22 protein-coding genes are annotated in these 23,558 nt (G+C 73.8%); 7 read left to right on the top strand and 15 right to left on the bottom strand.

What is annotated here, in order from left to right; all coding sequences use genetic code 11:
- Positions 1–26 precede the first annotated feature (26 nt).
- Positions 27–941, bottom strand: a complete 915-nt coding sequence (gene galU / locus CTE05_RS09675; RefSeq protein ID WP_146845916.1) for a UTP--glucose-1-phosphate uridylyltransferase GalU — start codon at positions 939–941, stop codon at positions 27–29.
- 121 nt (positions 942–1,062) lie between these two features.
- Between galU and CTE05_RS09670 the strand changes: the two genes are divergently transcribed.
- Positions 1,063–1,701 (top strand): 5-formyltetrahydrofolate cyclo-ligase, encoded by a 639-nt coding sequence (locus CTE05_RS09670; RefSeq protein ID WP_146845915.1) that lies wholly within the window; start codon positions 1,063–1,065, stop codon positions 1,699–1,701.
- Here the strand turns inward: CTE05_RS09670 and CTE05_RS09665 are convergent.
- Positions 1,691–4,258: a penicillin acylase family protein gene (locus CTE05_RS09665; RefSeq protein ID WP_371863363.1), complete on the bottom strand. Its 2,568-nt coding sequence runs from the start codon at positions 4,256–4,258 to the stop codon at positions 1,691–1,693. The genes CTE05_RS09670 and CTE05_RS09665 overlap by 11 nt on opposite strands.
- Positions 4,259–4,401: 143 nt before the next feature.
- Between CTE05_RS09665 and CTE05_RS09660 the strand changes: the two genes are divergently transcribed.
- The 3 genes from CTE05_RS09660 to mscL all read left to right on the top strand — a co-directional run bounded on the left by CTE05_RS09660 (position 4,402) and on the right by mscL (position 6,281).
- On the top strand, positions 4,402–4,728 hold the full coding sequence (locus CTE05_RS09660) for an FmdB family zinc ribbon protein (RefSeq protein WP_146845914.1): 327 nt from the start codon (positions 4,402–4,404) through the stop codon (positions 4,726–4,728).
- Positions 4,729–4,949: 221 nt separating this feature from the next.
- A complete protein-coding gene (locus CTE05_RS09655) occupies positions 4,950–5,633 on the top strand; it encodes an SAF domain-containing protein (RefSeq protein ID WP_146845913.1) in 684 nt (227 codons plus the stop codon).
- Between the two features lie 63 nt (positions 5,634–5,696).
- A complete protein-coding gene (mscL, locus tag CTE05_RS09650) occupies positions 5,697–6,281 on the top strand; it encodes a large conductance mechanosensitive channel protein MscL (RefSeq protein ID WP_246123468.1) in 585 nt (194 codons plus the stop codon).
- Positions 6,282–6,413: 132 nt separating this feature from the next.
- Here the strand turns inward: mscL and CTE05_RS09645 are convergent, their stop codons facing one another.
- From CTE05_RS09645 to CTE05_RS09615, 9 genes are all read right to left on the bottom strand, one after another.
- Positions 6,414–6,995: a dienelactone hydrolase family protein gene (locus tag CTE05_RS09645; RefSeq protein ID WP_146845912.1), complete on the bottom strand. Its 582-nt coding sequence runs from the start codon at positions 6,993–6,995 to the stop codon at positions 6,414–6,416.
- A 78-nt stretch (positions 6,996–7,073) separates the two neighbouring features.
- Positions 7,074–7,418, bottom strand: coding sequence for a hypothetical protein (locus CTE05_RS09640; RefSeq protein WP_146845911.1), 345 nt, complete (start codon positions 7,416–7,418; stop codon positions 7,074–7,076).
- 61 nt (positions 7,419–7,479) lie between these two features.
- On the bottom strand, positions 7,480–12,063 hold the full coding sequence (locus tag CTE05_RS09635) for a PDDEXK-like endonuclease domain-containing protein (protein WP_307724287.1): 4,584 nt from the start codon (positions 12,061–12,063) through the stop codon (positions 7,480–7,482).
- Positions 12,064–12,511: 448 nt separating this feature from the next.
- Entirely contained in the window at positions 12,512–12,634 is a 123-nt protein-coding gene (locus tag CTE05_RS20740) for a hypothetical protein (RefSeq protein WP_281286169.1), read from the bottom strand.
- Positions 12,635–12,726: 92 nt separating this feature from the next.
- On the bottom strand, positions 12,727–12,849 hold the full coding sequence (locus CTE05_RS20735; RefSeq protein WP_281286168.1) for a hypothetical protein: 123 nt from the start codon (positions 12,847–12,849) through the stop codon (positions 12,727–12,729).
- Positions 12,850–12,968: 119 nt separating this feature from the next.
- Positions 12,969–14,279 carry a helix-turn-helix domain-containing protein gene (locus CTE05_RS09630; protein WP_146845910.1) on the bottom strand — a complete coding sequence of 437 codons (1,311 nt, stop codon included), beginning with the start codon at positions 14,277–14,279 and terminating at the stop codon, positions 12,969–12,971.
- A 146-nt stretch (positions 14,280–14,425) separates the two neighbouring features.
- Positions 14,426–15,400 carry an NAD(P)-dependent alcohol dehydrogenase gene (locus CTE05_RS09625; RefSeq protein WP_146845909.1) on the bottom strand — a complete coding sequence of 325 codons (975 nt, stop codon included), beginning with the start codon at positions 15,398–15,400 and terminating at the stop codon, positions 14,426–14,428.
- A gap of 48 nt (positions 15,401–15,448) precedes the next feature.
- Positions 15,449–16,114 (bottom strand): TetR/AcrR family transcriptional regulator, encoded by a 666-nt coding sequence (locus CTE05_RS09620; RefSeq protein ID WP_246123466.1) that lies wholly within the window; start codon positions 16,112–16,114, stop codon positions 15,449–15,451.
- A gap of 73 nt (positions 16,115–16,187) precedes the next feature.
- The gene (locus tag CTE05_RS09615; RefSeq protein ID WP_146845908.1) at positions 16,188–17,681 is read right to left on the bottom strand and encodes an MFS transporter; all 1,494 of its coding nucleotides are present in this window, start codon (positions 17,679–17,681) and stop codon (positions 16,188–16,190) included.
- A gap of 101 nt (positions 17,682–17,782) precedes the next feature.
- Between CTE05_RS09615 and CTE05_RS09610 the strand changes: the two genes are divergently transcribed.
- Positions 17,783–18,394, top strand: a complete 612-nt coding sequence (locus CTE05_RS09610) for a TetR/AcrR family transcriptional regulator (protein WP_146845907.1) — start codon at positions 17,783–17,785, stop codon at positions 18,392–18,394.
- Here the strand turns inward: CTE05_RS09610 and CTE05_RS09605 are convergent.
- Positions 18,386–19,816, bottom strand: a complete 1,431-nt coding sequence (locus CTE05_RS09605; protein ID WP_146845906.1) for an MATE family efflux transporter — start codon at positions 19,814–19,816, stop codon at positions 18,386–18,388. The two genes, CTE05_RS09610 and CTE05_RS09605, sit on opposite strands and share 9 nt — an antisense overlap.
- A 247-nt stretch (positions 19,817–20,063) precedes the next feature.
- Here CTE05_RS09605 and CTE05_RS09600 point away from each other — a divergent pair, with 247 nt between their 5' ends.
- Positions 20,064–20,846, top strand: coding sequence for a class I SAM-dependent methyltransferase (locus CTE05_RS09600; protein WP_146845905.1), 783 nt, complete (start codon positions 20,064–20,066; stop codon positions 20,844–20,846).
- On the opposite strand, the gene CTE05_RS09595 is transcribed toward CTE05_RS09600, so the two are convergent.
- On the bottom strand, positions 20,831–21,559 hold the full coding sequence (locus CTE05_RS09595) for a hypothetical protein (protein ID WP_146845904.1): 729 nt from the start codon (positions 21,557–21,559) through the stop codon (positions 20,831–20,833). The two genes, CTE05_RS09600 and CTE05_RS09595, sit on opposite strands and share 16 nt — an antisense overlap.
- Before the next feature lie 63 nt (positions 21,560–21,622).
- Between CTE05_RS09595 and CTE05_RS09590 the strand changes: the two genes are divergently transcribed.
- Positions 21,623–22,012, top strand: a complete 390-nt coding sequence (locus CTE05_RS09590) for a hypothetical protein (protein WP_146845903.1) — start codon at positions 21,623–21,625, stop codon at positions 22,010–22,012.
- On the opposite strand, the gene CTE05_RS09585 is transcribed toward CTE05_RS09590, so the two are convergent.
- The gene (locus CTE05_RS09585; RefSeq protein WP_146845902.1) at positions 22,013–22,699 is read right to left on the bottom strand and encodes a hypothetical protein; all 687 of its coding nucleotides are present in this window, start codon (positions 22,697–22,699) and stop codon (positions 22,013–22,015) included.
- A 95-nt stretch (positions 22,700–22,794) separates the two neighbouring features.
- Positions 22,795–23,550 (bottom strand): DinB family protein, encoded by a 756-nt coding sequence (locus tag CTE05_RS09580; protein WP_146845901.1) that lies wholly within the window; start codon positions 23,548–23,550, stop codon positions 22,795–22,797.
- Between the last annotated feature and the right edge of the window lie 8 nt (positions 23,551–23,558).

The following is a 23,558-nucleotide window of genomic DNA, read 5'->3' as shown; positions in this document are numbered from 1 at the left end:
CCGGGCATTGTGCCCGGAAAAGCAGGTCAGTCGGACAGCGGCTTACCGAGAGTCCCCGCGAAGTCGCCCAACCAGGCACGGAAGTCGGGCCCCAGGTCGGGACGGTCCACCGCGATCTGGACGACGGCCTTGAGGTAGTCCAGCCGGTCCCCGGTGTCGTAGCGACGACCACGGAACACCACCCCGTACACGCCGCCGCCCTCGGACGCCGGCAGGCCGGCGAGGGTCGCGAGCGCGTCGGTCAGCTGGATCTCGCCGCCGCGACCGGGCGCCGTGTTCTCCAGCACCTCGAACACCGCGGGGTGCAGCACGTAGCGACCGATGATGGCGAGGTTGCTGGGGGCCTCGTCCGCCGGGGGCTTCTCGACGAGCGCGGTGATGCGGACCTGGTCGGGGTCGGCCGCACCGTCGAGCTCCTCGACCGCCGCGCAGCCGTACATCGAGATCTGCGCGGGCGGGACCTCCAGCAGGGCGATGACCGAGCCGCCGGTCCGTTCCTGCAGGGCGAGCATCGTGCTGAGCAGCTCGTCGCGCTCGTCGATCAGGTCGTCACCGAGCAGGACCGCGAACGGCTCCTGCCCGACGTGGTGCTTCGCCTGGAGCACGGCGTGGCCCAGGCCCTTCGGCTGGCCCTGGCGGACGAAGTGGACGTGACCGAGGTCGGTGGACTCGCGGACCTTGGCCAACCGCTCCAGGTCGCCCTTGGCCTCCAGGGCGGCCTCGAGCTCCGGCACGGCGTCGAAGTGGTCGGCGAGCGTGCGCTTGGACCGGCCGGTGATCAGCAGCACGTCGTCGAGGCCGGCCTTCACGGCCTCCTCCACGACGTACTGGATGGCCGGCTTGTCGACGACCGGGAGCATCTCCTTGGGCGTCGACTTCGTGGCGGGCAGGAACCTGGTACCCAGTCCTGCGGCGGGGATGACTGCCTTGTGGATCGTCATGACAGGGACCATAACCGCGGTTCCGGAGGTTGCGCTGTGGTGTCCGTCACCACGTGGACGAGGTCACAACTCATCCCTCGGTCGGTCGTCGGGCTGTCGTCGGGTGGGCGACACTGTTCTCATGAGCAGCGTCGCCCAGCCGTATCCGCGCGTGTCCGAGGGGGACGAGGTCGAGGACGTCAAGGAACGGCTCCGGGTGGCCATCCGCGACGCGCGCAAGATCCGCTCGGTCCGGCAGCGCGAGGCGGCCGCCCACGCACTCGCCGACGTCGTGCTCACCATCCCCGCGGTCGCCGACGCCACCTGCGCCTCCGTGTACGCGTCCCGCGTCACCGAGCCCGGCACCGGTCCGCTGCTCGAGGCCCTCGCGGCGCGCGGCGTCCGCCTCCTCCTGCCGGTGCTGGGCAGCGGGCTGCAGCGCGAGTGGGCCGAGTACGCCGGCCCCGACGACCTGCGCGAGCGCGCCCCGGGCCGCCCGCCGGAGCCCGGTGGTCCCACGCTCGGCGCGGCGGCGCTCGCCGACGCCGACGTCGTGATCGCCCCCGCGCTGGCCGTCGACACCACGGGTGCACGACTCGGTCAGGGCGGCGGCTGGTACGACCGGGCGCTCGAGCACCTGCGGCCGGGGGCCCCCGTCGTCGCGCTGGTGTTCCCCGAGGAGCTCTACGACGCGGCGCGGCGCCCGCTGCCCCGCGAACGCCACGACCGCCTGGTCGACGCGGTCGCCACGCCGCTGGAGTGGCACCTCATCACGGCGTGAAGGTGAGCCGGTCGCGGGCGTCCGCCTCGGTCGCGGCCTGCGTGAACGGCCACGGGAACGTCTCGCCGCGCGACCACGGACCGAGCTGGTCGGCGTAGTGCACGCTCGCCGGGTGGCCTGACGCGCCGGTCAGCGTCACCCACGTCGACGCGTCGAGGTCGCCCAGGTCGACGACCATGCGCATCGAGGGAGCCGCGGTCACGGCGAACGAGCCGGAGCTGGCGTTCCAGGCGGTGGCGTCCACGATCGAGGACCCCCCGCCGACGGCCACCGGGTCGGGGTTGACGAGGTTCCGGACCACGCCGGGCAGCGACGTCCCGCCGAGCACGGGGTGCTCGGGTGCGGCGGGGTGCAGCTGACCCCAGCGCCAGTCCGTCGCCTCGCGGCCCAGCGCCGCGGTCAGCTCGCGACGGGCGGCGACCATCGCGCGGGTCAGCACCTCGTCGCGGCCCTCCACCACACCGGGCGTCGACTTGTCGTCCCACCAGGGCGACGCGGGCTCGTCGACCAGCCGGCGGACCACCTCGAGCCACCGCGAGCCGCCCGAGGGCCCGTACCCGTCGGGGAGGTCGTCCGCGAAGGCGGACGCCAGGATGTCCGCCCAGACCGCCGCGAAGTACGCCGCCGCCGCCGAGTCCACCGACTGCACGCGGTCCCAGGTCCGCAGCAGCTCCTGACCGTCGTCGTAGAACGAGTCGTCGATGTCGAGCGACAGCAGCACGGGGACCAGCACGTCCGCGTACGGGCTGTGCTTGTCGACCTGGATCCGGCCCATGTCCGCGACGCCGACCTTGCCGTCCGACACGGCGTCCGTGAGGAGCTCCCGGATCCGCTGCGCGCGGTAGCCGTAGTCCCAGTCGTCGGTGAGGAACGGGCCCACGCCGGCCGGGGTGACGGCCTGGTTGGCGGTGACGATGAAACCCTCGACGGGGTCCAGCGCACGCGGCATGGCGGCCGCGTCGACGAAGCCCTGCCACTCGTACCTGCTGTCCCAGCCCGGCCGCGGCCAGGTGCCGTCCGACGGGACCGGACCACCGGCGACGTTCGCGCGGACCGGGATGCGACCCGGCGCCTGGTAGCCGATGTGGCCGTCCGTCGTCGCGAAGACGATGTTCTGCGACGGCACGTCGAACAGCGCGGCGGCCGCCTGGATGTCCGCGGCGTCCTCGGCGACGTTCATCGCCAGCACCGCGTCCATGGTCCGGCCCGGCTGCAGGGCGGTCCAGCCGAGGGCGACCTCGAACCGGCGACCGGGCGCGTCCTCCGGGACCGGTGCGGTGCCGACGCCCTCGAGGTCCAGGACCTCGGACACCAGCGGGCCGTGCACCGACTCCCGGACCGTCAGCTCGACGTCGTCACCCCCGTTGACGTGGATCACCTCGACGCGCTCCGTGATCGGCGACTCGGCGCCGTCGCGGCGGGTGGTGTCCTCGTCGACGCGCTCGAGGAAGAAGTCCGTCACGTCGGCGCCGAGGTTCGTCAGCCCCCACGCGAGCGAGGCGTTGTGGCCGATGACGACGCCGGGCATGCCCGCGAACGCGAAGCCCGTGACGTCGTACGGGCACTGCGCGGAGACCTCGTCGCAGCGCAGCCCGATCTGCTCCCAGATGCCCGGCGCGGAGATGCCCAGGTGCGGGTCGTTGGCCAGCAGCGGCTTGCCCGACTCGGTGAGCGCGCCGGAGACCACCCACGAGTTGGAGCCCACGCCCTCGCCGTCGCCCATGAGGTGCGGCACGGCGTCCAGCGCGGCAGCGGCCGACGTCATCGCCGCCTGGAGGTCGGCGCTGTCGAGGTCGAGCGGCGTCGTCGACGCGGACGCCTGCTGCGCGGCCGTCGCGGGCAGGTCCGCCGCCGTGAGGATGGGCAGGTTCAGGTCCTGCGGGTAGGCCGGGAACAGCTCGTCGACGCGCGCGACGTCGCCGATCGTCGAGAACGACGCGGCACGCTCGAGCTCCGCGTCGTAGTTGCCGCGCAGGTCCCACGCCATCGCCTTCAGCCACGCGAGCGAGTCGATCGGGTCCCACGCCGCCGGCGCGCTGACGTTCAGCCGCACGCCGAGGACCGAGTACTCGACCGCGATCGCGCCCGGGTCCCGGCCGTCGAGGTAGGCGTTGACGCCGTCCGCGTAGGCCTGGAGGGCGTCGCGCGTGCTCTGCTCCAGCAGACCCCACTCCTGCTCGGCCACCCGACGCCAGCCGAACGTGCGGATCACCTTGTCCGCGGCGAGCGCGTCGGGGTTCTCGCCGACGAGCTCCGACAGCCGCCCCGACGTCACGTGCCGGCGGTAGTCCATCTCGAAGAAGCGGTCCTGCGCGGCCACGTACCCCTGCGCCCGGAACAGGTCCTGCGCCGTCGTCGCCGTGATCGTCGGGACGCCCCGGTCGTCGCGCGTGACCGTCACCTCGGCGTCGAGCCCCGGCAGCTGCTGCTCCCCCGAGACCTCCGGCAACGGCCGGCGCACGACGATCACCGCCGTGACCATCACCGCGACGAGGGCGACGACGACCACCGCGGCGACGGTGGTCAGGGCGAGACGGACGAGGCGACGACGAGACACGCTTCGGAGGGTACTTTGCCGCCCCGCCTCCGGCTGTCGAAGCGCCCGGCGCGGACGCGCGGAATGCTCGGCGCGGCCGAACCGTTACGATTGGCACTCGGACCACGCGAGTGCCAGACCTTTCCGACCCCGGGAGACCCCCAGTGCCCACCTACGCCTACGCCTGCACGGCATGCGGTCACGCCTTCGAGATCGTGCAGTCGTTCAGCGACGACTCGCTGAGCGTCTGCCCCGAGTGCGAGGGCCGCCTGCGCAAGGTCTTCTCCTCCGTCGGCGTCGTGTTCAAGGGCTCGGGCTTCTACCGCAACAACGCCCGCGCCGGAGCGAAGTCGACCGCCCTGAGCCCCGCCGCGTCGACGGCCGCCGCGACTCCTGCGTCGACCTCGACCTCGACCTCGTCGAGCTCCAGCACGTCGTCGTCGACGTCGTCCTCCCCGGCCCCGGCAGCGAAGCCCGCGGCCTCGTCCTGACCCCCGCCCTCTGAGCCCTCGGCGCCGTCACCTGCGGGTGGGGGCGCCGATCTCGTCCCGCGACACTCGGGCGGGTCCCGCCCTGTCGGAGTGCGGACGTCGCGGAGGACGTGAGGCTCGGGGGGTGCCGAGCCGCCCTCAGCCCGGCCCAGTAAGGGCTTGTCCACGTCCCGTCAGGTCCGGCCGGGCTTCCCGGGCCGACGCGCCTAGCGTCGGTCGTCATGCACCCGCACCTGCTCGCCGGTCGGCCGCCGCCCCTCCCTCACCGCCGACGACCGTTCACCCTGGCCCTGCGCGCCACCCTGTGGCGCACCCGGTTCGCCGTCGCCGCGGTGTTCCTCGGGCTCGCCGCCGCGGGCACGGTGCAGGCACTGCGCCCGGCCGACCCACCGACCAGCCCCGTGCTGGTCGCGGCGCGCGCACTCGCCGCGGGAACCCCGCTGACCGGCGCAGACGTGCGGCTGGTCCGGTTCCCCGTCGCGGCCGTCCCCGACGGGGCACTGACGGACCTCGACGAGGTCGCCGACGCGTCCACGGCCGTCCCGCTCGCGGTGGGGACGCCCGTGCTGCCGGGTCTGCTCGTCGACGACGACGTGCGTGGACCGCCCGGCACCGTGGTCGCGACCGTCCGGTTCGCCGACCCGGCCGTCGCCGATCTGCTCTCGCCCGGGATGCGGGTCGACGTGCTGGCCGCCACCCCGGAGGGCGGGCCCGGTGGGGTGGTCGCGACGAGGGCACTCGTCCTGCCGGTGGCCCGTCGGGCCTCGCCCGAGCAGAGCGCGCTGGCCCTCGGCGGCTCCGGTGACGACTCCGTCCCGGTGCTGCTCGCCGTGTCCCCGGACGAAGCGCCTGCGCTCGCCGGCGCCGCCGCATCCTCGTTGCTCTCGGCGGTCGTCGTGCCATGATCGACCGTCCGGAGACCCTGTCCGGGGGTCGCCGGCTACCCACATCCACCCCGAGGGGGCAACGTGACCGACCGACTCAGCTCCGGGATCAACGGCGCACGACAAGGCGTGAAGGGCACCGCGAAGGTGCTCCAGGGGTTCAAGGACTTCATCTCCCGCGGGAACGCGATCGAGCTCGCCGTCGGCGTGGTCATCGGTGCGGCGTTCGGCGCGGTCGTGGCGTCGATCGTCGAGGGACTCATCGGACCGCTCATCGCGGCGATCTTCGGTCAGCCGGACATGAGCGAGGTACTGTCGTTCGAGGTCAACGACGCCCTCTTCTCGTTCGGCGTGATCCTGCAGGCGCTGATCCTCTTCCTGTTCACCGCCGCGGCCGTCTACTTCTTCATCGTGCTGCCGTTGAACGCCCTGGCCGCGCGCCGCAAGAAGGGCGAGGAGGAGGAACCCGCTGCCCCGAGCGAGGACATCCTGCTGCTGCAGGAGATCCGCGACCTGCTGGCCAACCGCCTCAGCCCGGCGATCGTCAACGACGCCGGGACGGGCGGAGCGACCGGCACCGTCTCCGGGGCCGGCACCGGACAGCCGCCGACAGACCCCGACCTGCCGCCGTCGATCCCCCCGGGCCCGGCCGCCCCGCGACCCAGCTGACGCCCCGCACGACGAACAAGCCATCGGTGACGTGCAGCAGGACCGCCACGGCACCCATGGCTTGGTCCCGCCCATCCGGCGGGCGGTGGCGTCCGGGTGGGACCGACCGGGCGGACCGGCCGGGTGGCGCCGCTACCGGATCGCGGAGAGGAACGCGAGCGTGCGTTCCGTCAGGAGCTGCGCTGCCTCGGGGTCGTACGACGACAGGCTGCTGTCGGCGAACAGGTGCTCCTCGCCCGGGTAGACGAAGAGCTCCGCGTCCTCGGGGGCCTCCTTCACCAGCGCACGGGCGGCGTCGATGTCGCCCTCTCCGGCGAAGAACGGGTCGGCGTCCATGCCGTGGATCTGCACGGGCACGCCCTTCGGCCACGGGCTGTCGAACTCCGAGGTCGGCACGCACGAGTGGAAGAACAGCGCACCCTTCGCACCGGGGCGCGTCTGGGCGAGCATCTGCGCCGGCAGGACGCCGAGCGAGAAGCCGGCGTACACGAGCCCCTCGGGCAGGGTGTCGACCGTGGCCTGCCCCCGCCCGAGCACGGTCGGGAAGCCGACCTCGCCGGCGTACGCGAGACCCGACTCGATGTCCTCGAACGTGTGCCCGTCGAACAGGTCCGGCACGTGCACGGTGTGACCGGCGGCCCGGAGCGTGTCCGCGAAGTCACGGACACCGGATGTGAGTCCCTGGGCATGGTGGAAGAGCAGGACCTCGGCCATGGAGCGTCTCCTTCGGGTGGTGCGGTGGTCGGCAGCCCGGCGATCGTCTCGCACGGGTCTGACATCGGCCCGGGACGGCTACCAGTGCGGCGGCTTGTCCTGGTGCAGCCGGTCGTCGTTGGAACCGCCCTCGCGGTCGCCCCACCCGACGTCGGAGTCGTCGGCACTGCGCGTCGCGACCACCGGCTCGCGCGCGGGCTGCCCGGTCCCCGGCCGGGGGTCGCCCGGCCGGCCAGGGGCGTCACGCGAAGCCTCCGTCGCGCGGGTGTCGCCGGCGCCCGCCTCGGGCCGAGGCGTGTCGGTCCCGAGCGCCGGGTGTGTCGAGACGAGGTTCGCGTCGTCGCCGCCGACCGTCCCCGCGTGCCGGACCGCGCGCCGGGACCGACGGGCCGGCGCAGGCTGGGGCGGCTCGGACGAGGTCACCGTCCGATGATCCCACCCGAGGTCAGCGGTCGCGGAACAGGCTCGGTGTGACCGGAGCCGCTCAGCGCATCCCGCGGGTGATGGCGCTGCGGACCGCGGTGTCGATCCGGTAGGACCGGCGCGTGATGCCCAGCTCGTCCCGCAGCGCGGCGGCGAGCTGCTCGCGGGTCCGCTCCTGCTCGTCGGACTGGAGCCACGCGACCAGCTCGTCGAGCTGGTCGTCGCTGTAGGCGCCGATCGGCAGGCCGCGGCGGACGTCGGGGCGCTGCCGCGTGGGCACGGCGAGCGCGAGCTGGAGCGCGCGGCTGGGCGGGCGCGGGTCGTCGCCCTCAGCCGCGGAAGCACCGCCAGGCCCGGAAGCACCCGCAGCGCGGGAGTCACCCGCAGAGCCGGGGTCACTGGCGGCGGCAGCCTCACCAGCGGCGACCGAGTCACCGGCACCAGCAGACTCACCACCAGCGGCAGCGTCGGTGGCATCGCCGGAGACGGTCGATGCATCGGCGGCGCCGGACGAGGCGGAGACCGCGGCGGCGTCGGTACCGGCCACGGCATCGGGAGCCGGAGCAGCACCAGCGGCGGCCTTCTGGGCGTTGACCGCGTCGATGACCTCGATCGTCGACCACACCCCGGTGGCGGGGCGGGGGCCGTCGGGGTGGGCTGCCGCGCGTGCGGCCGCGCGCCGGGCGGAGGTGGGCGTCGGCAGGTCCTCGGTGTCGTCGGCCTCGTCGATCAGGCCGAGCTGCAGCGGCGCGGTCCGCGGTGCGGCGGGCGCGGGCACGCGGGCGTGCACGGCGCGGCGGATGCGGTCGACCTCGGCCTGCGGGTCCATGAACGCGGCGGCGGACCAGACGCGGATGACGCTCCACCCGACACGCTCGAGGCGGTCGGCGGTGAGGCGGTCGCGGACGCGGACGCTCGGCTCGGCGGTGTACTCCTGGTCGTCGGTGAGGACGGCGACGAGCATCTCACCGGGCAGGTCCGGGTGTCCGACGACGAGCGGGATCCGGTCGCCGCCGGGGATGCCGTGGTCGGCCTCGACGAGCAGGCCGTGCTTCCAGAGGCGCTCGGCGAGGTCGAGCAGGAGGCGGTCGGGCTCGGTCGCCGCGGCGAGGGCCTGGTCGGCGGCGGCGGTCGCGGCGGCGAGCGTTCGCAGGAGCGGGTCGGTCGGCTCGGGCGGGGTCACGAGGTCGGCGACGTCCTGCCCGGCACCGCGGCGCGCCGCGAACGCGAGCAGGTCCGCGAGGAGCCGCGGGCCGGGGCCGCGCAGCCGCTCGGGGTCGAGGTCGTCGGCCCCGAAGCAGGAGACGACGGTGAGCCGGTGGCGGGTGGAGCCGAGGGCGTCGAGCAGCAGCGCGTCGCCGCCGGGTCCGGTGATGGGCCCGAAGGTGTGCAGGACGCGACGGTGCGGGGTCCGGCCGAGGCCGAGCGACAGGATGATCGCCTCGCGGCGCAGGCCGGCGACGTTCGGCAGGTCGGTGACGACGAACGGGTCGACGCGGCCGGAGTCGAAGAACGCGGCGAGGGCGGGGTTGCCGCGGACCTCGGACAGGACCGCCTCCCGGACGGCCTCGGCGTGCGTCGGGGTCGCGGTGATGACGGCGAGCGACTCCTCGGGACGCAGGAGCGCGTGGGTGAGGACGAGCTCGACGACGTGCTCGACCTCCTCGCGCGTCGAGTCGACGGACCCGGTCGCCTGGTCGGGCATCCCGGTGCCGTCGACGACGTCGAGGCTGACCAGCGGCCGGTGCTGCGGCAGCGGCGTCGGGCGCAGGACGCCGGCATAGCCGTGGGCGGCGAGGAACGCGGTGAGGTACGGGTCGCGACGGGAGGAGTCGGCGCGCAGCGCGACGGACGGCAGGACGGCGGCGAGCTCGCGGACCGCGCTGCCGGACGCGCAGCGGGCGTCGCCGACGACGACGACCTGGCGGCCGCGGGCGACGGCGGCGAGCGCGACCTCGACGGGCAGGTGCGCGGCGGAGTCGATCACGACGAGGTCCACGGTGCGGGTGGGCGGGAGGACCTGCGGGACCAGCATCGGGCTGGCGGCGATGACGGGCCGCAAGCGCCGGGCGACCTCGGGGTGCCGCACGACGGTGTCCCGCAGCGACGTGAGCCGCTCCTCGACGAGGTCCGCGAACAGCGCCTCGGCCTGCTCGCGGTGCTGGCGCAGGGTGTGCGAGACGTGCCCGACGACCGCCCCCAGGACAGGGCCGGACAGGCTCTTCACGTGCGCGCGGTCGAGCGTCGCGTAGCGCGCGGACAGCGCTCCGAGCGCAGCGCCGTCGTAGCCGGCGAGCGCCGGGTCCTCGCCGAGGATCTGCTCGATGACGGTGCTCCACCAGGCCAGGTCGAGCTCGGCGGGAGCGAGGGCGGGGTCGATCCGGCGGGTGGCAAGGTCGTCGACGAGCGCGCCCAGCCCCGCGGACCGGAGGCGGTGCAGGAGCCCCGTGCGCTCGGGGAGGTCGACGAGCGCGGCGGTGTCGGACCGCAGCCGGGTCAGCCGCTCCGTCAGCGCCGCGAACGGCAGGCTCGACAGGCCGCCGCCGCCCGGGGTGGTCGCGAGGACCTCATCGAGCGCGTCGAGGTCGGCGCGCACGGCGGCGAACTCCTCCTCGATGTGCTCGAGACCGTCGGGCAGCCGCGGCCACCCGCCGGACGGGCAGTGCGCCTGCCAGATCTCGCGCTGCGCCTGCACCTCGATCAGCCGGACGTGCAGGTCCGCGACGGGCCGGCCGGGACGGACCATGTCCTTCGACTGCTTGCGCAGCCGTCGGCGCAGCCAGTAGCCCATCTCGATGCCCTGCTCCGCACGCCACTCCTTGGTGGCGGTGGCTGCCACGAGGTCGGCGGCGGTGCGCTCGAAGACGATCGGCTGGAACACGTCGAGGGCCGCGCGGACGCCGTCGAGCATGGTGAGCTGCTCGACCCAGGAGGTGACGGTCGTCGCCTGCGTCAGCCCGGTCTCGGCGGCCACCTGGGCGGTCCGCGCGACGAGCGCCGGCAGGGTGGAGTCGAGCACGCGCTCGAGCCGGCGGACCGCGTTCTCGGCGTCGGCCCGCGTGCGCAGGTCCGCGCCGTACCAGGGGGTGTCGGTGGGGCGGACCCGGAACGCACCCAGCTCCCCTGCCTGCACGAGTGCGTCGGCGAGCTCGGTGCGCCGCGGGGCGTCGAGCACGCGCGCCACGTCGGGCGACAGCCGCACCGTCGTCTTCGGGGTCGGTCGGGCCGAGGTCAGCCGGGCCAGCTGCTGCAGGGCGTCGTACGCCGACACTCCCCAGGGGGTGCGTTCCGCGTGCAGGGCGTCGACATAGGCGCGCAGGCGCTCGCGGGAGCTGACGAGCTCGCTGCGCAGCGCGACGACACCGTTCGCGTCGACCGAGGGGGCCTCGAGCGTCATCGCACCGAGCAGGCGACGCGAGATCGCCGACCGCCACCCTGCCTCGGGGGCCACGTCGAGCAGCAGGTCGCCGAGGCCCAGGGCGGTGAGCCGGTCCGCGAGCGCCGCGGCTGCCCGGCGGTGTCCCGGGACGTACAGCACGGTGCGGCCGGTGGCGGCGGCGTCGGCGACGAGCGCGGCGAGCGTGCCGGTGACGTCGGCGCCGGCGGGCGCGTCGACGAAGAGGTGCGTCCCGGTCGCGACGACGTCCAGGACGTGCTGCTGGGCGGGGTCGAGGTCGCCGACACCACGCTCGTGGCCAGGATCGCGGTCACCGCGCACCGGTGCGGGCAGCACGCGTCGCAGCCGGGTGCGGGACTCCTCGACGCCCGCGAGCGCGGAGACGACCTCGTGGCGCTCGAGGGTGCCGGACAGGTTGTCGAGGTCGTCGACGAGGATCTGGCCGGGGTGCACGAAGGTGCCGACGACGACGCGCTCGCTCATCGAGAAGTCGTCGAGGACGGCCTCGCCGAGCGAGGCGAGCCGGTGCAGCGCAGCGCGCGGGTCGAACCCGTTGGACGTGAACGTGCCGCGCGCGACCGCGCCGGGGTCGAGGAGCGCACCACGCGTCCGCAGCGCGCGGGCGAGCACGGGGTTGACCTCGAGGGACGGCTCGAGCGCGAGCTCGTAGTCGCTCTCCCCGGAGCCACGGGCGTGCAGGGTGACGGGGCGCAGGAGGACGGGAGCACGGACGACCCGCGGCGCAGCGTCGGTCTGCTGCTCGCCGTCCGGGGTCCGCTGCCGGGTCACCGACGCGAGCGCGGCGACGTCGTCGCTGGCGATGTCGGGGGTGGTGCGCTCGGTCCAGGTGGCGACCCCGATGGCCAGGGACGTCGGCGCGATGCCGTACCGCTGGGCGTACACGGCGGCGCGCGCGCTGACGGCACGGGCGCGACGTCGCGCGGTCGACAGGGCCGCCCCCTCGCGGACGAGGTTGGACAGGCGGGTCTCGCGGCCCGCGTACAGCTGGGAGATCCCCGACGGGTGCGCGGCCGACAGGTCGAGGGCGGCGTCACCGAGCAGCTCGACGTCGACGAGCGTCGACCCGCCGGCCGCTTCGACGAGCGCGGCGCGCCAGGTCGCGACGGACCCTTCGAGGAGCTCGGCAGGGCTCGGGGGCTCGACGAGCATCGGTCGGTCGGCGGGGTCTGCGCCGGTCTCGGGAGCCTGGTCGGGTCCCGGGCCGGAGGTGCGCACGGGGATGGTCACGCTGGGAACGCTAACCGCGCTGCCGCGTGATCACGGGCATGGCGCGCCGTGACGGGCACACCCGGAGACACGGAGAGCGGGACGGGTCAGCGGACCCGTCCCGCTCTCGGACGTGAAGACGGTGCGCACCGCGCAGGGGGCAGGCGATGCGCACCATCAGGACGAGTGTGCGGCACGAGTGCGGTGCTGGTCAAACGTCCAGGCCGTCCTTCCGGGTGAATCCTCGAACCTGAGAATCACCTGGATCCGGGCTGATCCTGGACGAGCCGGGCGCGGGGTCCGCCCGTCGCCCTGCCCAGGGGCCACGACCTGCGGGGGGATGTCTGCGGGACCACGTCGGACGGGTGCCCCGGCGGGCCGGTGAGCTCCCCGGAGGGTGCTCACCGGCCGGCGGGACGTGGTGGGCGTCGACGCACGCGGGGGGTGCGGGACGCTTCTGCTCCGATCCTCAGGTGCCGGTCTTGCAGCACGGGGTGATGAACGCCTGGGCGTCGGTCACAGGTGCGACGACTGCCCCGACACCTGAGAGGGCGGCGAGGGCGATGACGAGGGCGATGCTCTGCTTCTTCATGGTGGAACCTTCCAGCTGATCAATCTGGCCGGGGCCTCGCGCCGCCGCGGGACCGCAGGGGGCGGGTGCGGCGACGCGTCTCGTCGGTGGTGTCAGATCACGTGCTTGCAGCACGGCGCGGCGACCTGCTGGGTCGAGCCGGAGGCTGCCGACGCGCTGGTGGCACCGGCGAAGACGGTGAGGACGAGGACGACGACGACGCTGAGCTTCTTCATGAGGGAGACCTTTCCGAGGGTGCACCGGACTCTCCGGTACACCTGGAATGGTCCCTACCCCGTGTCTAGGGCGCAATGACGCAGGACACCAGGGGGTAGACATCACCGTTATGCGGTGTTCACACCCTCGGCGGCGGGGGCAGGACCCCCCGGATGCCAGCGGCGGCGAGCGCGCGGCCGTACGCCTCGACCACCCGTTCGTCCTCGTCGCCGGCCACCCGGAGCCGGTCGCCGATGCGGCGCCAGAGCACCGCGGCGGACCGTCCGGACGAGATCATGTCGAGCAGCTCGGCCGCCGACCGGTACTCCTTGACGGCCTCGGGCCGCGCGCGCTGGGCGAGCATCGCGTCGCCGAGCGCCTCGTGCGCGGACGCCGAGTCGCGACGGACGCCCTCGCGCAACAGCTCGACGGCCCGGGTCGCGTACTGCTGGGCCATCGCCGCGTCGTCGAGCAGGAGCCAGGCGCGCGACCGCACGGAGTCGGCGCGGGCGAGCTCGATCTGTGACTCGCCGACCTCGAGCGCGGTCTGGGCGGCGTCGAGGTCCGCGAGCGCCTCCGCGGCACGCGGCGGCTCCACGGAGACGAGCAGGAACGCCCGGTCGAGGCGCAGTCGTGGCAGGTCGCGGTCGATCTCGTCGCTGCCCGCGAGCGCGATCGCGGACTCGAGCTGAGCGAGCGCCGCGTCGGGGTCACCCAGCGCGTCGTCGACGAACGCCAGGTTCCAGTGCACGGACGACACGGCGCGGGCCGACCCGTGCTGGCGGGTGTGCGCGAGCAGCTGCCGGCCGCGGTAGCGCGCATACGTCGCGTCCCCGCGGGCGATGTAGGCCCAGATGATCGTCGACTCGAGCCGGACCACCTCGTCGCTGCCCGCGACCGAGGCCGGGAGCTGGGCGAGCAGGGCCTCACCGCGCGAGACGGCGCGGTGGAGGTCGGCGATCTCGGTCAGGGCCATGACGATGCGCATCGCGGCGTACGCGGCCTGCCGGTACCGGTGGGCGTCCATCAGCCGCACGCAGAGGCGCTCCAGGGCATCGACCGATCCCTCGAGGTCCCCGGCGAGGTCGAGGGCCTCGGCGTGCGCGAGGCCGACACGCGCGGCGGCGTCGACGTCCAGCGCCGAGACGTCCACCTGTGCCAGGACGTCGGCGGCGGCGCGCGCCTCGCCCATGCGGGACAGCCGGCGCGCCTCGACGAGGGCGCTCTCCGCGGACCGGTAGTCCGGGGCCTGCTCGCCGTCGAGCAGGTAGGCCACGGAGACACCGAGCACCTGGGCCACCCGGGCGAGCGCGTCCTCACCCAGCGCGCGCCGGTCGTTCTCGACGTGCGAGATGTAGGTGGGGTGGACGCCAGCCTGCCGCGCGAGCTCGCCCTGGCTCAGTCCGGCCTTCTCGCGGGCGTCGCGCACTCGTCGGCTCAGGGGATTCACGTACTCACGATAGGGATCGCGGAGGGCCACCGGTAGCCGAGCGCCAGGGTGACACCTCCCTGCCGCCCGACCGGGTGAGGTGCACATTCCGGGCCTTCGCGACTTTCCGGGCTGCCAGGACGCGCGCCCGGTCGGGGCGGTCTGCTCTAGATCGTGACGACGACCTTCGCCCGGGCGTGCTCGGTCTCCAGGTACCGCAGCGCGTCCGGGGCGGCGGGCAGCGGGTAGGTGCGGTCGATCGCCGGCGTGATCGTGCCGTCCTCGGCCAGCCCGCGCAGGACGTCGAGGTGCTCGGCACCCGGTGACGTCGAGAGCGAGACGATCTGCTGCCCGACGAACGGTGCCACCAGCGTGCTGCGGAGCAGCAGGCCGATCGGGCCGAGCACCGAGCCGCCCTCGAACACACCGCCGCCGGACAGGACCAGCGTCCCGGTCGGCGTCAGGGCGCGGCGCAGGTCCCGCAGGGAGCGGTTCGCGACGAGGTCGAACAGCACGTCGTAGCGCTCGCCGGCGGCCAGTGCGTCGTCGCGGGTGTAGTCGACGACGTGGTCGGCGCCGAGGGACCGGACGAGCTCGACGTTGCGGGTGCTGCACACGCCGGTGACCTCGGCGCCCCACGCGTGCGCGAGCTGCACCGCGAACGTCCCGACACCCCCCGACGCCCCGTTGACGAGGACGCGCTGACCTGGCCGCACGCGACCCTGCAGCCCCTGGAGCGCCGTCATCGCCGCCATCGGCATGGCCGCGGCCTGCTCGAAGGTGAGGTTCGCCGGCTTGCGGGCGACCAGCCGCTCCGGCGCGCACACGTACTCGGCGAGCGCGCCGTCGCGCAGCCCGTAGACCTCGTCCCCGGTGCGGAGGCTGGTCACGTCCCGGCCGACGGCCTCGACGACGCCCGCGAAGTCGGACCCGCGGATGCGCAGCGCCGGGGCACGCAGCCCGAAGCCCGGGGCGAGCCGGGCGAGGTACGGGTCGCCGCGCATGAGGTGCCAGTCGCGGGCGTTCAGCGACGCGGCACGGATGCGCACCTTGACCTCGCCGGGCGCCGGCTCGGGGTCGTCGACGTCCTGCAGCGTGCAGGTGTCGGGTGAGCCGTACCTGGTCTGGACGATCGCCTTCATGACGTCTCCTTACGTTGTAAGCCAGAGTGACTTACAACGTAAGGCGGGTCAAGACCCTGTCCGCCGACGTTCCAGCCCGTCGAGCAGCAGGTCCAGCCCGAACTCGAACTCTGTCTGGTCGTCGCACCAGCCCAGCGTCGAGCCCGGGTCGTCGTGCGCGACCTCCGTCAGCATCGCGACCAGCGACGGCAGCTCCGGCGGCAGCGCCCCCGCGGACCCCCCGTCGCCCGGGTCGAACAGCTCCTGGGAGAACCCGAGCGCACGGCTGCCGAGGGCGTGCAGGGCATGGTGCGCGAGGTCGAACGAGAACCCGCCGTCGTGCAGCTGCCCGACGAGCCGGTCGTGGTAGCGGACCACCTGCGGGCTGAGCGACGCCCGGGTCGCCAGCAGCCGCGGCGCCCAGCGGTGCCGGAGCAGCACCTGCCGCGCCGCCAGGATCCGCGCCCGCACCACCGGCTGCCAGGGGCCCGTCGCGTCCAGCGCGTCCACGACCTCGTTGATCTCGCCCGCCACCAGGTCCACGACTCCGTCGAGCAGGTCGTTCTTGTTCGCGACGTGGTGGTACAGCGACATCGCCTCAGCGCCGAGCTCGTCGCCCACCCGGCGCATGGTGACCGCCTCGATGCCGTGCTCGTCGGCGATCGCGACAGCCGTGCGCAGCACGCGCTCGCGGCTGAGCGGGAGCCGCTCCCCGGGCACCGGTTCGGCCGTCACCACATCACCTCTCTCCTGCTCGGATCGTACGAGGTGGGCGACGCCCGCTGCCGCGCGCCGCCCACCCGCACGGTCAGTGCACGAGCACGGCGGCCTCGTCGGACGTCGCCGGCGCCACGTCGGCAGCCCGGGCGTCGCGGTCCCGGCGCGTGCGGAACAGGGACGCGGTCAGGACGGCGCCGAGCAGGAAGATCCCCGCGGACCAGGTGTAGGCGACGGAGAAGCTGTGCAGCGCTCCGGCAGCGATCACCTCGGGGGTCGCCGGCGCGCGGTCCGCGACGTACGCGGTCGCTGCCGTCGCGGCGAGGGTGTTGAGGACCGCGGTGCCGATCGCGCCGCCGACCTGCTGGCTGGTGGAGACCATCGCGGACGCGGCACCGGCCTGTCGCGGTGCGACGCCGAGCGTGGCGATCTGGAACGACGCCGGCATGATCGAGCCCATCGCGATGCCCATGCCGATCAGCCCGACCAGCACGGAGCCGTAGCCGCTGTCGACGTCCAGGGTGGTGAACCAGAGCATCGCGCCCGCGCCGACGGTCATGCCCAGCGGCACGACGATCTTCGGCCCGAACCGTGGGACCAGGAGGTTCGTCTGGACCTGTGCGGTGATGACGATGAAGAGCACCATCGGCAGGAACGCCGTGCCGGTCTGCATCGGGCCGTACCCGAGGGTCAGCTGCAGGTAGTAGGTGAGGAACAGGAAGACGCCGAACATGCCGGACCCGGCGACGAGGATCGCGAGGAACCCGGCGCCACGGTCGCGGTCCTGGACGATCGAGAGCGGGAGCAGCGGGTGCTCCGCGGTGCGCTGCCGCAGGACGAAGCCGACGAGCAGCACGACGCTGACGGCGAGCGAGCCCCACACGACCGGCGCGTCCCAGCCCTGGGGCTCGGCCTGCGAGAAGCCGAACACGAGCAGGAAGAGACCCGTCGAGGCGAGCAGGACGCCGGGTACGTCGATGCGGGTGTCGTGCCGGGCCTCGGTCCGGGACAGGAGCACCGTTCCCGCGGCGAACGCGATCACGGCGATGACGACGTTCACGTACAGGTTCCAGCGCCAGTCGAAGTTCTCGGTGAGGTACCCGCCGAGGAGCAGGCCGATGGCGCCCCCCATGCCGGCGATCGCGCCGAAGACCCCGAACGCGCGGGCGCGCTCCTTCGGGATGGTGAAGGTCGTGGTCAGCACGGAGAGGGCGGCCGGGGCGAGGACCGCGGCGAACACGCCCTGCAGAGCGCGGGCGCCGACGAGCAGCTCGAACGTCTGCGCGGCACCGCCGAGCGCGGAGGCCGCGGCGAAGCCGACGAGCCCGATGAGGAACATGCGGCGGCGGCCGAACATGTCAGCCAGACGTCCGCCGAGCAGCAGCAGGCTGCCGAAGGCGAGCGCGTAGGCGGTGACGACCCACTGGCGGTCGTTGTCGCTGAAGCCGAGCTCCGCCTGGGCGGAGGGCAGGGCGATGTTCACGATGGTCGCGTCGAGCACGACCATGAGCTGGGCGAGGGCGACCGTGGCCAGCACGAGCCAGCGGTGCCGGCTCTCCGGCGGGGCCTGCGTGGGGGTGGACATGAGGGTGCTCCTGGGACGTCGTGGTCGGTGGGACGACCCTAATACGGAACTCAGTAGTTCCGGAACCCCCCGGTATCGGTTTTCCTGGATAGAGTGGGCGGATGGACGATCCAGCGGTGGCGACGGCCCGTCGGCCCGGCCGTCGGCGCGACGAGTCCAAGGACGACGCGATCCTCCAGGCAGCCCGCGAGCTCCTCGCCGAGCGCGGGTACGACGGCACGACGATGGACGCGGTCGCCGACCGCGCCGGCGCCGGCAAGGCCACGGTCTACCGCCGCTGGCCGTCGAAGGTGCAGCTGACCGTCGACGCCATCGTCTGCGCAGGGGGCGTCCCCATGACCGCCGACGACATCCCCGACACGGGCACCCTGCGCTCGGACCTCCTCGCCGTCCGGTTCGGCCGCCTGCGCTCGGACGACGCCGAGCTGATGTCCGGCGTGATGTCCGCGGTCCGCGAGAACCCGGAGGTCGCGGCGGCGTTCCACGAGCAGTTCGTCCGCTCCCGCGTCAGCCTCATGCGAGGGCTCCTCGAGCGGGCCCGGGCCCGCGGCGAGCTGCGCGCGGACCTCGACCTCGACATGGCCGCGGCCGTCCCGCCCGCGATGATCTCCTACCGCAAGATGGTCCTCGGCCTGCCTGTCGACGACGACTTCGTGGTGCAGATGGTCGACTCCGTCATCCTGCCCCTGGTCACCGGCCCGCCGTCAGGCTGACGGCACCCGCGGGCGGGCGGTCGGCTTGCGGGGCGCGAGGCCGCGACGCCGCACCCGCGTCACCCGGCGCGGCGCCACGACCCCGGCCACCGGCTGCTCCGCGAGGCGTCGCGACGCCACCGCGTAGGCGGGCACCAGCAGGACGACCGCCCCGATCCAGGCCAGCGGGTTCCCCCACACGACGCCGTCGTACCCGTAGGCCGCGCCGAGGACGCTCGCGGCGCCGACCCGGCAGATCAGCTCGATCACGCCGGTCAGCGTCGGGACCACGGTCTGCCCCAGTCCCTGCAGCGCGCCGCGCAGGACGAACAGCACGCCCAGCACGACGTACAGGACCCCGTTGACCAGCAGGTAGTGGGCGGCCATGTCGACGACGCGCTCCTCCCCCGCGCCGACGAACAGCCCGACGATCGCGGCCCCGCCGGCGACGAGCACGACGCCCAGAACCAGCGCGCCCCCGACCGAGAGCCACATCGCCTGCACGACCCCCTGCCGGATGCGGTCCGGCCGCCCGCCGCCCAGGTTCTGCGCGACGAACATCGACACCGCGAGGCCCAGCGACGCCAGCAGGGCGACCGCGAGGCCGTCGACGCGGACGGCGGTCGTGTACGCGGCGACCGCGTCGGAGCCCAGCTCGTTGAGGCGCACCTGCACGGCGAGCGTGCCGATCGCGATGATCGAGGCCTGGAACCCCATCGGCAGGCCGAGCCGCAGGTGCCGACGCAGCTCGACACCGCTGATCCGCCAGTCGTCGCGGTGCACGTGCAGGACCGGAACCCGGCGCCGCACGAACTCGAGGCACAGCGCCACCGAGACGCCCTGCGAGAGGACCGTCGACCACGCCGCTCCCGCGACGCCCAGGCCGAGGCCGCCGACCGTGACGACGACGAGGACGATGTTCAGGACGCAGCTGATCGTGAGGAAGACCAGCGGCGTGCGGGAGTCGCCGATCGCGCGGATGACCGCCGAGAGGAAGTTGAAGAACATCATCGTGCTGGCGCCCAGGAAGCTGATGACCGCGAACGTCGTCGCCTCGGGCAGCAGCTCCTCGGGCGTCTTGAGGAGCCGCAGCGCCGGACCCGCCAGCAGCGGCGCCGCCACCGTGAGCACCGCGCTCGTCGCCGCGGACAGGACGGTGCCTGCCGCGACGGACCGGCGGACCGCGGCGTGGTCACCGGCGCCGAACGCCTGCGCCGTCGGGATCGCGAAGCCGTTCGTCATGCCCCACGCGAAGCCGAGCAGGAGGAACAGGAGCGCACCCGTGGCGCCCACGGCGGCGAGCGAGTCCACGCCGAGGACGCGGCCGACGACGACCGCGTCGGCTGCGTGGTAGAGCTGCTGGACGATGTTGCCGACGAGCAGCGGGACGGCGAACAGGACGATGACACGCCAGGGACGACCGGCGGTGAGGACCTTGGACACAGCGAGACCTTGGGACTGGACAGCGGGTGGGGACGTCCGCGGTGGTCGGTGGTGCCCGGGTCGCGTCGTGCCTCGATCGTATCGATACGATTCCGCGTCGACGAAGCTGTTTTAGGCACTTCACCTGTGACGTTGCGTACGACGTGGTGGAAGACCGGGAGAGATCGGACAGCGCGGGACACCCGTTGATCCGTCAGCCGCCGGGCAGTCGGCCGGGCGGACCGCCCGCACGGCCTAGAGTCGGCAGATGCCCGACGGCCGAGCCGACGAGACCGCGCTGAACCGAGCGCTCTGGGCCGTCATGAACGAACGCTTCACCGACGCGGCAGCCGAGCAGCTGTGGGCCAGGCCGGAGCCGGTGTGGGGCCTGTTCGCGGTGCCCGAGCGCGAGCTCGGCGTCCTCGGCGACGTGCGCGGGCTCGACGTGGTCGAGCTGGCCAGCGGGACCGCGTACTTCTCCGCCTGGCTCGCGCGCGCCGGCGCCCGCCCGGTCGCTGTGGACCTCTCGGGCGAGCAACTCGCGACCGCCCATCGGCTGCAGCGGCAGCACGGTCCGGCCTTCCCGCTGGTCCAGGGCGACGCGGAGCACGTCCCCCTCGCCGACGGGTGCGCGGACCTCGTCGTCAGTGAGCACGGCGCCGCCGCCTGGTGCGACCCCGAGCGCTGGCTGCCCGAGGCCGCACGCCTCCTGCGCCCCGGCGGACGGCTGGTGTTCCTCACCAACAGCCACCTGTCGGCCCTGTGCGTGCCGGCGGAGGAGGGTGTCGCAGAAGAACAGCTGCTGCGCGGGCAACGCGAGGCCTACAAGGTGCAGTGGCCCGGTGGAGGTGTCGAGTTCCACCCGTCCCACGGTGACTGGGTCCGGCTGCTGCGCCGGGCCGGGTTCGTCGTCGACGCCCTGCACGAGCTGTACGCCCCGCCCGAGAGCGACGATCACGCGTTCTACGAGATCGTCTCCGCCGACTGGGCGCGCCGGTGGCCAGCCGAGGAGCTGTGGGTGGCCACGCTCGACGCTCAGGCGACGGGCTGACCGTCCTCGATCCACTCCCAGGTCGACAGGATCGCGTCGAGCGCCCCCACGGCGCGCTCGTGCCACGAGTACGACACCACCCCGACGACGAACGCCCAGCCGTCGCGGTCGACGTGCGTGTCGGTCAGGGTGGAGGCACCGCCGGACGTGCACGTGGTGCGCCAGCCGACGCCCATGGCCGAGTCGACCCGGGACACCGGCCCGATCGGCGCCTGCGGCGGGACCAGGCTCTCGCGGGCGACCCGGACCCGCTCCGCCGCGGGATGCACCTCGACGTCGCCGAGCCGCGTACCGACGCGGCCGAGACAGACCACCAGCAGGTGCGTGCGCTCGGCGAGCACCATGCCGACGTCCAGGCGGGAGCCGTCGGGACTCAGGTCCCCGGGGGCACGGTTCTCCCCCGGACCCCAGAACGACTCGCCCGGCCGGCCGTCGCCGAGCGGCGCGACGACCACACGGTGGGTCCGGGCATAGGCGTCGGCAGGGATGACCGCCCGCGGCCGACCGAGGAGCGTGAGTGCCCGAGCGGCGCGACGCACCTCGCCCCGGTCCACCGGGAACTCCCTCGTCACCTTGCGGATCGCCTGCTCCCGTCTCCAGACGGACCACAGGCAGATGAGGACAAAGGCCGTCGTGGACCAGAGAAGCGCCGTGCGGACGACGTCGGGATGCGCCCTCGGCGGGAAGAGGTCGAAGACGAGGAGGGCCTGCACGTCCCGGTCATCGGCACTCGACTGCGATGGGTTGAGGCAGAGGCCGGTCGCTACGATCGGCCGATGCCCCCGGAGACCTGGATCGAGCACCGTCGCCCCGGCGACCGCGAGCGCCTCGGGTGGATCCGCCCCGAGGGCGACGGGTTCGTCGCCCACGACGCGCTCGGTCGCGCCCTGACCGGCACGGTCGACTGGCTCGCCGCGGAGGAAGCGCTGGAGGAGCGTGGCCTGCACTGGCTCGCCGACCTGTACCAGCTCGACCTGCCGGACGGCACCCGCGAGCGCGTGCGCATCGTCGAGGTGACGCCCGAGCGCGTCGTCGTGAAGGTCGACGACTTCGGCGCCGTCGACGTCGTGACCGCCAGCTACGAGCTGCCGTTCCCCGCCCCGGACACGTTGCGACCGTTCGAGGGTGATGCCACGACGTTCGACGGCGGCCTGCTCCCGACCTGATCAGGCACGGCTGCGCAGGTCCCGGGCGTGGGTGTACGCCGAGACCAGCGCCGCGTCCCAGATCCCGGTGGCCGGCCTGCCGAGCGCCCGCTGGATCGCGGCCGTGGCGGTGTCGTGCGCGCGCCGGGACTCCCGGCCCCACACGCCGTCGTCAGGGACACCCACGGCCCGCTGGGTGAACGCGACGCCGTGCGGGAACCCGACGCCCAACATGGTGCTCGCTGCCTTCACGGCCTCGAGGCGCTGGTCGGTGTCCGCACCCCACACCTGGTCCGCCTGTACGCGCACCGCCCGCTGGAGCGCCTCGGTCACCTTGTCGCCGCCCCCACGCGGCCGGAACTGCCCGGCACCGAGGTGCGCGAACGGGCCGACGTCGACGTGCAGGTGGTTCCGGTGGGTCGCGCTGACCCCTGCGGCACCGTCGCGAGCGAAGATCACGCCGAGCCCCAGCTCCTGCGCGCGGTTCAGCGCCTCGATGAGCTCTCCACGCTCGTTGGGGCCGTTCTTGTTGATGTCGGCGGCCTTGCCGAAGCCGCCCTCCTGGTCGAAGTGCCACGACCCGTTCGTGTGGACCGGGTGGACCGCCGAGAACCCGTGCATCTCCCCGACCGAGTAGCCGTGGCGACGAGCCCACAGGCAGAACGTGACGAGGGTCTGCGTGGGCGAGAGCTGTTGTCCGAGTGCCATGAGAGTGCCCTTCGTCGGAGTGCGCCATGGCGACGCGCGTTTCCAGGGAAGGGCATGGGTCGGAGAGGCAGATACGGGGCGGAGCGGGTGATAGCTCAGGCGCCGTCCGCGGCGTCGAGCGTGTCGAGGTCGCGTACGGCGAAGCGGTGGTGCTCCCACTCCTCCTCGAGGATCACGTGCAGGCACGAGCGGACCGTCTCGGGGTGCTGCGGGGCGTGCGGGTTCGCGCGGGGCGCGTCGAGCTCCTCGGCCGTGATGTCCGCGAGGAGGTCGCGGACCATCGCCACGCGACCGGCCCGGGCCTCCAGGACCTCGGGGTACGAGGGCGTCCTCGTCGTGAAGACCGACAGGTCCCTCCCGCCCACCGCCGCCGCCCCGGAGTCCACCTGACCGAGCGGGTGGAACGGCTGGTCGAGCTGCAGGATCGCCTTGCCCAGCCAGGTGTCCGTGGCGAGGACCAGGTGCCGCAGGGTCTGCGCGAACGACCACTCCCCGTCGACCGAGACGTCGACCGTCCCGGCGGGCATCGCGGCCGCACGGTCGAGCGTCGCGTCCCAGGTGCGCTGGAGGACGGCCCACGCCGCGCGCAGACCGTCCGGGTCGGGCGCGTAGCGCTGGGCGCGGCCGGGGAACCGGCGGTCGAGCTCGGCCTCCACGAACCCGACGACGTCCACGCCGTTGACCAGGAAGGCGCCGTCGCGCAGCCACGGGGCGTCGATGTCCGCACCGTCCACGTCGACCCCGCGCATCACGACCGCCGACAGGACGGACTCGACGAACCGCGCACCCCGCAGGTTCGCGCCGACGAACGTCGCGCCCTGCAGGTCGTCGGAGCGAGTAAAGGCTGCCATGGAGGTCT

Origin of the sequence: Cellulomonas terrae, from assembly GCF_007990265.1 — a bacterium.
Lineage (GTDB): Bacteria > Actinomycetota > Actinomycetes > Actinomycetales > Cellulomonadaceae > Cellulomonas > Cellulomonas terrae.
The sequence above is the reverse complement of the archived record's forward strand: the minus strand, read 5'-3'. Positions and strand labels throughout refer to the sequence as shown.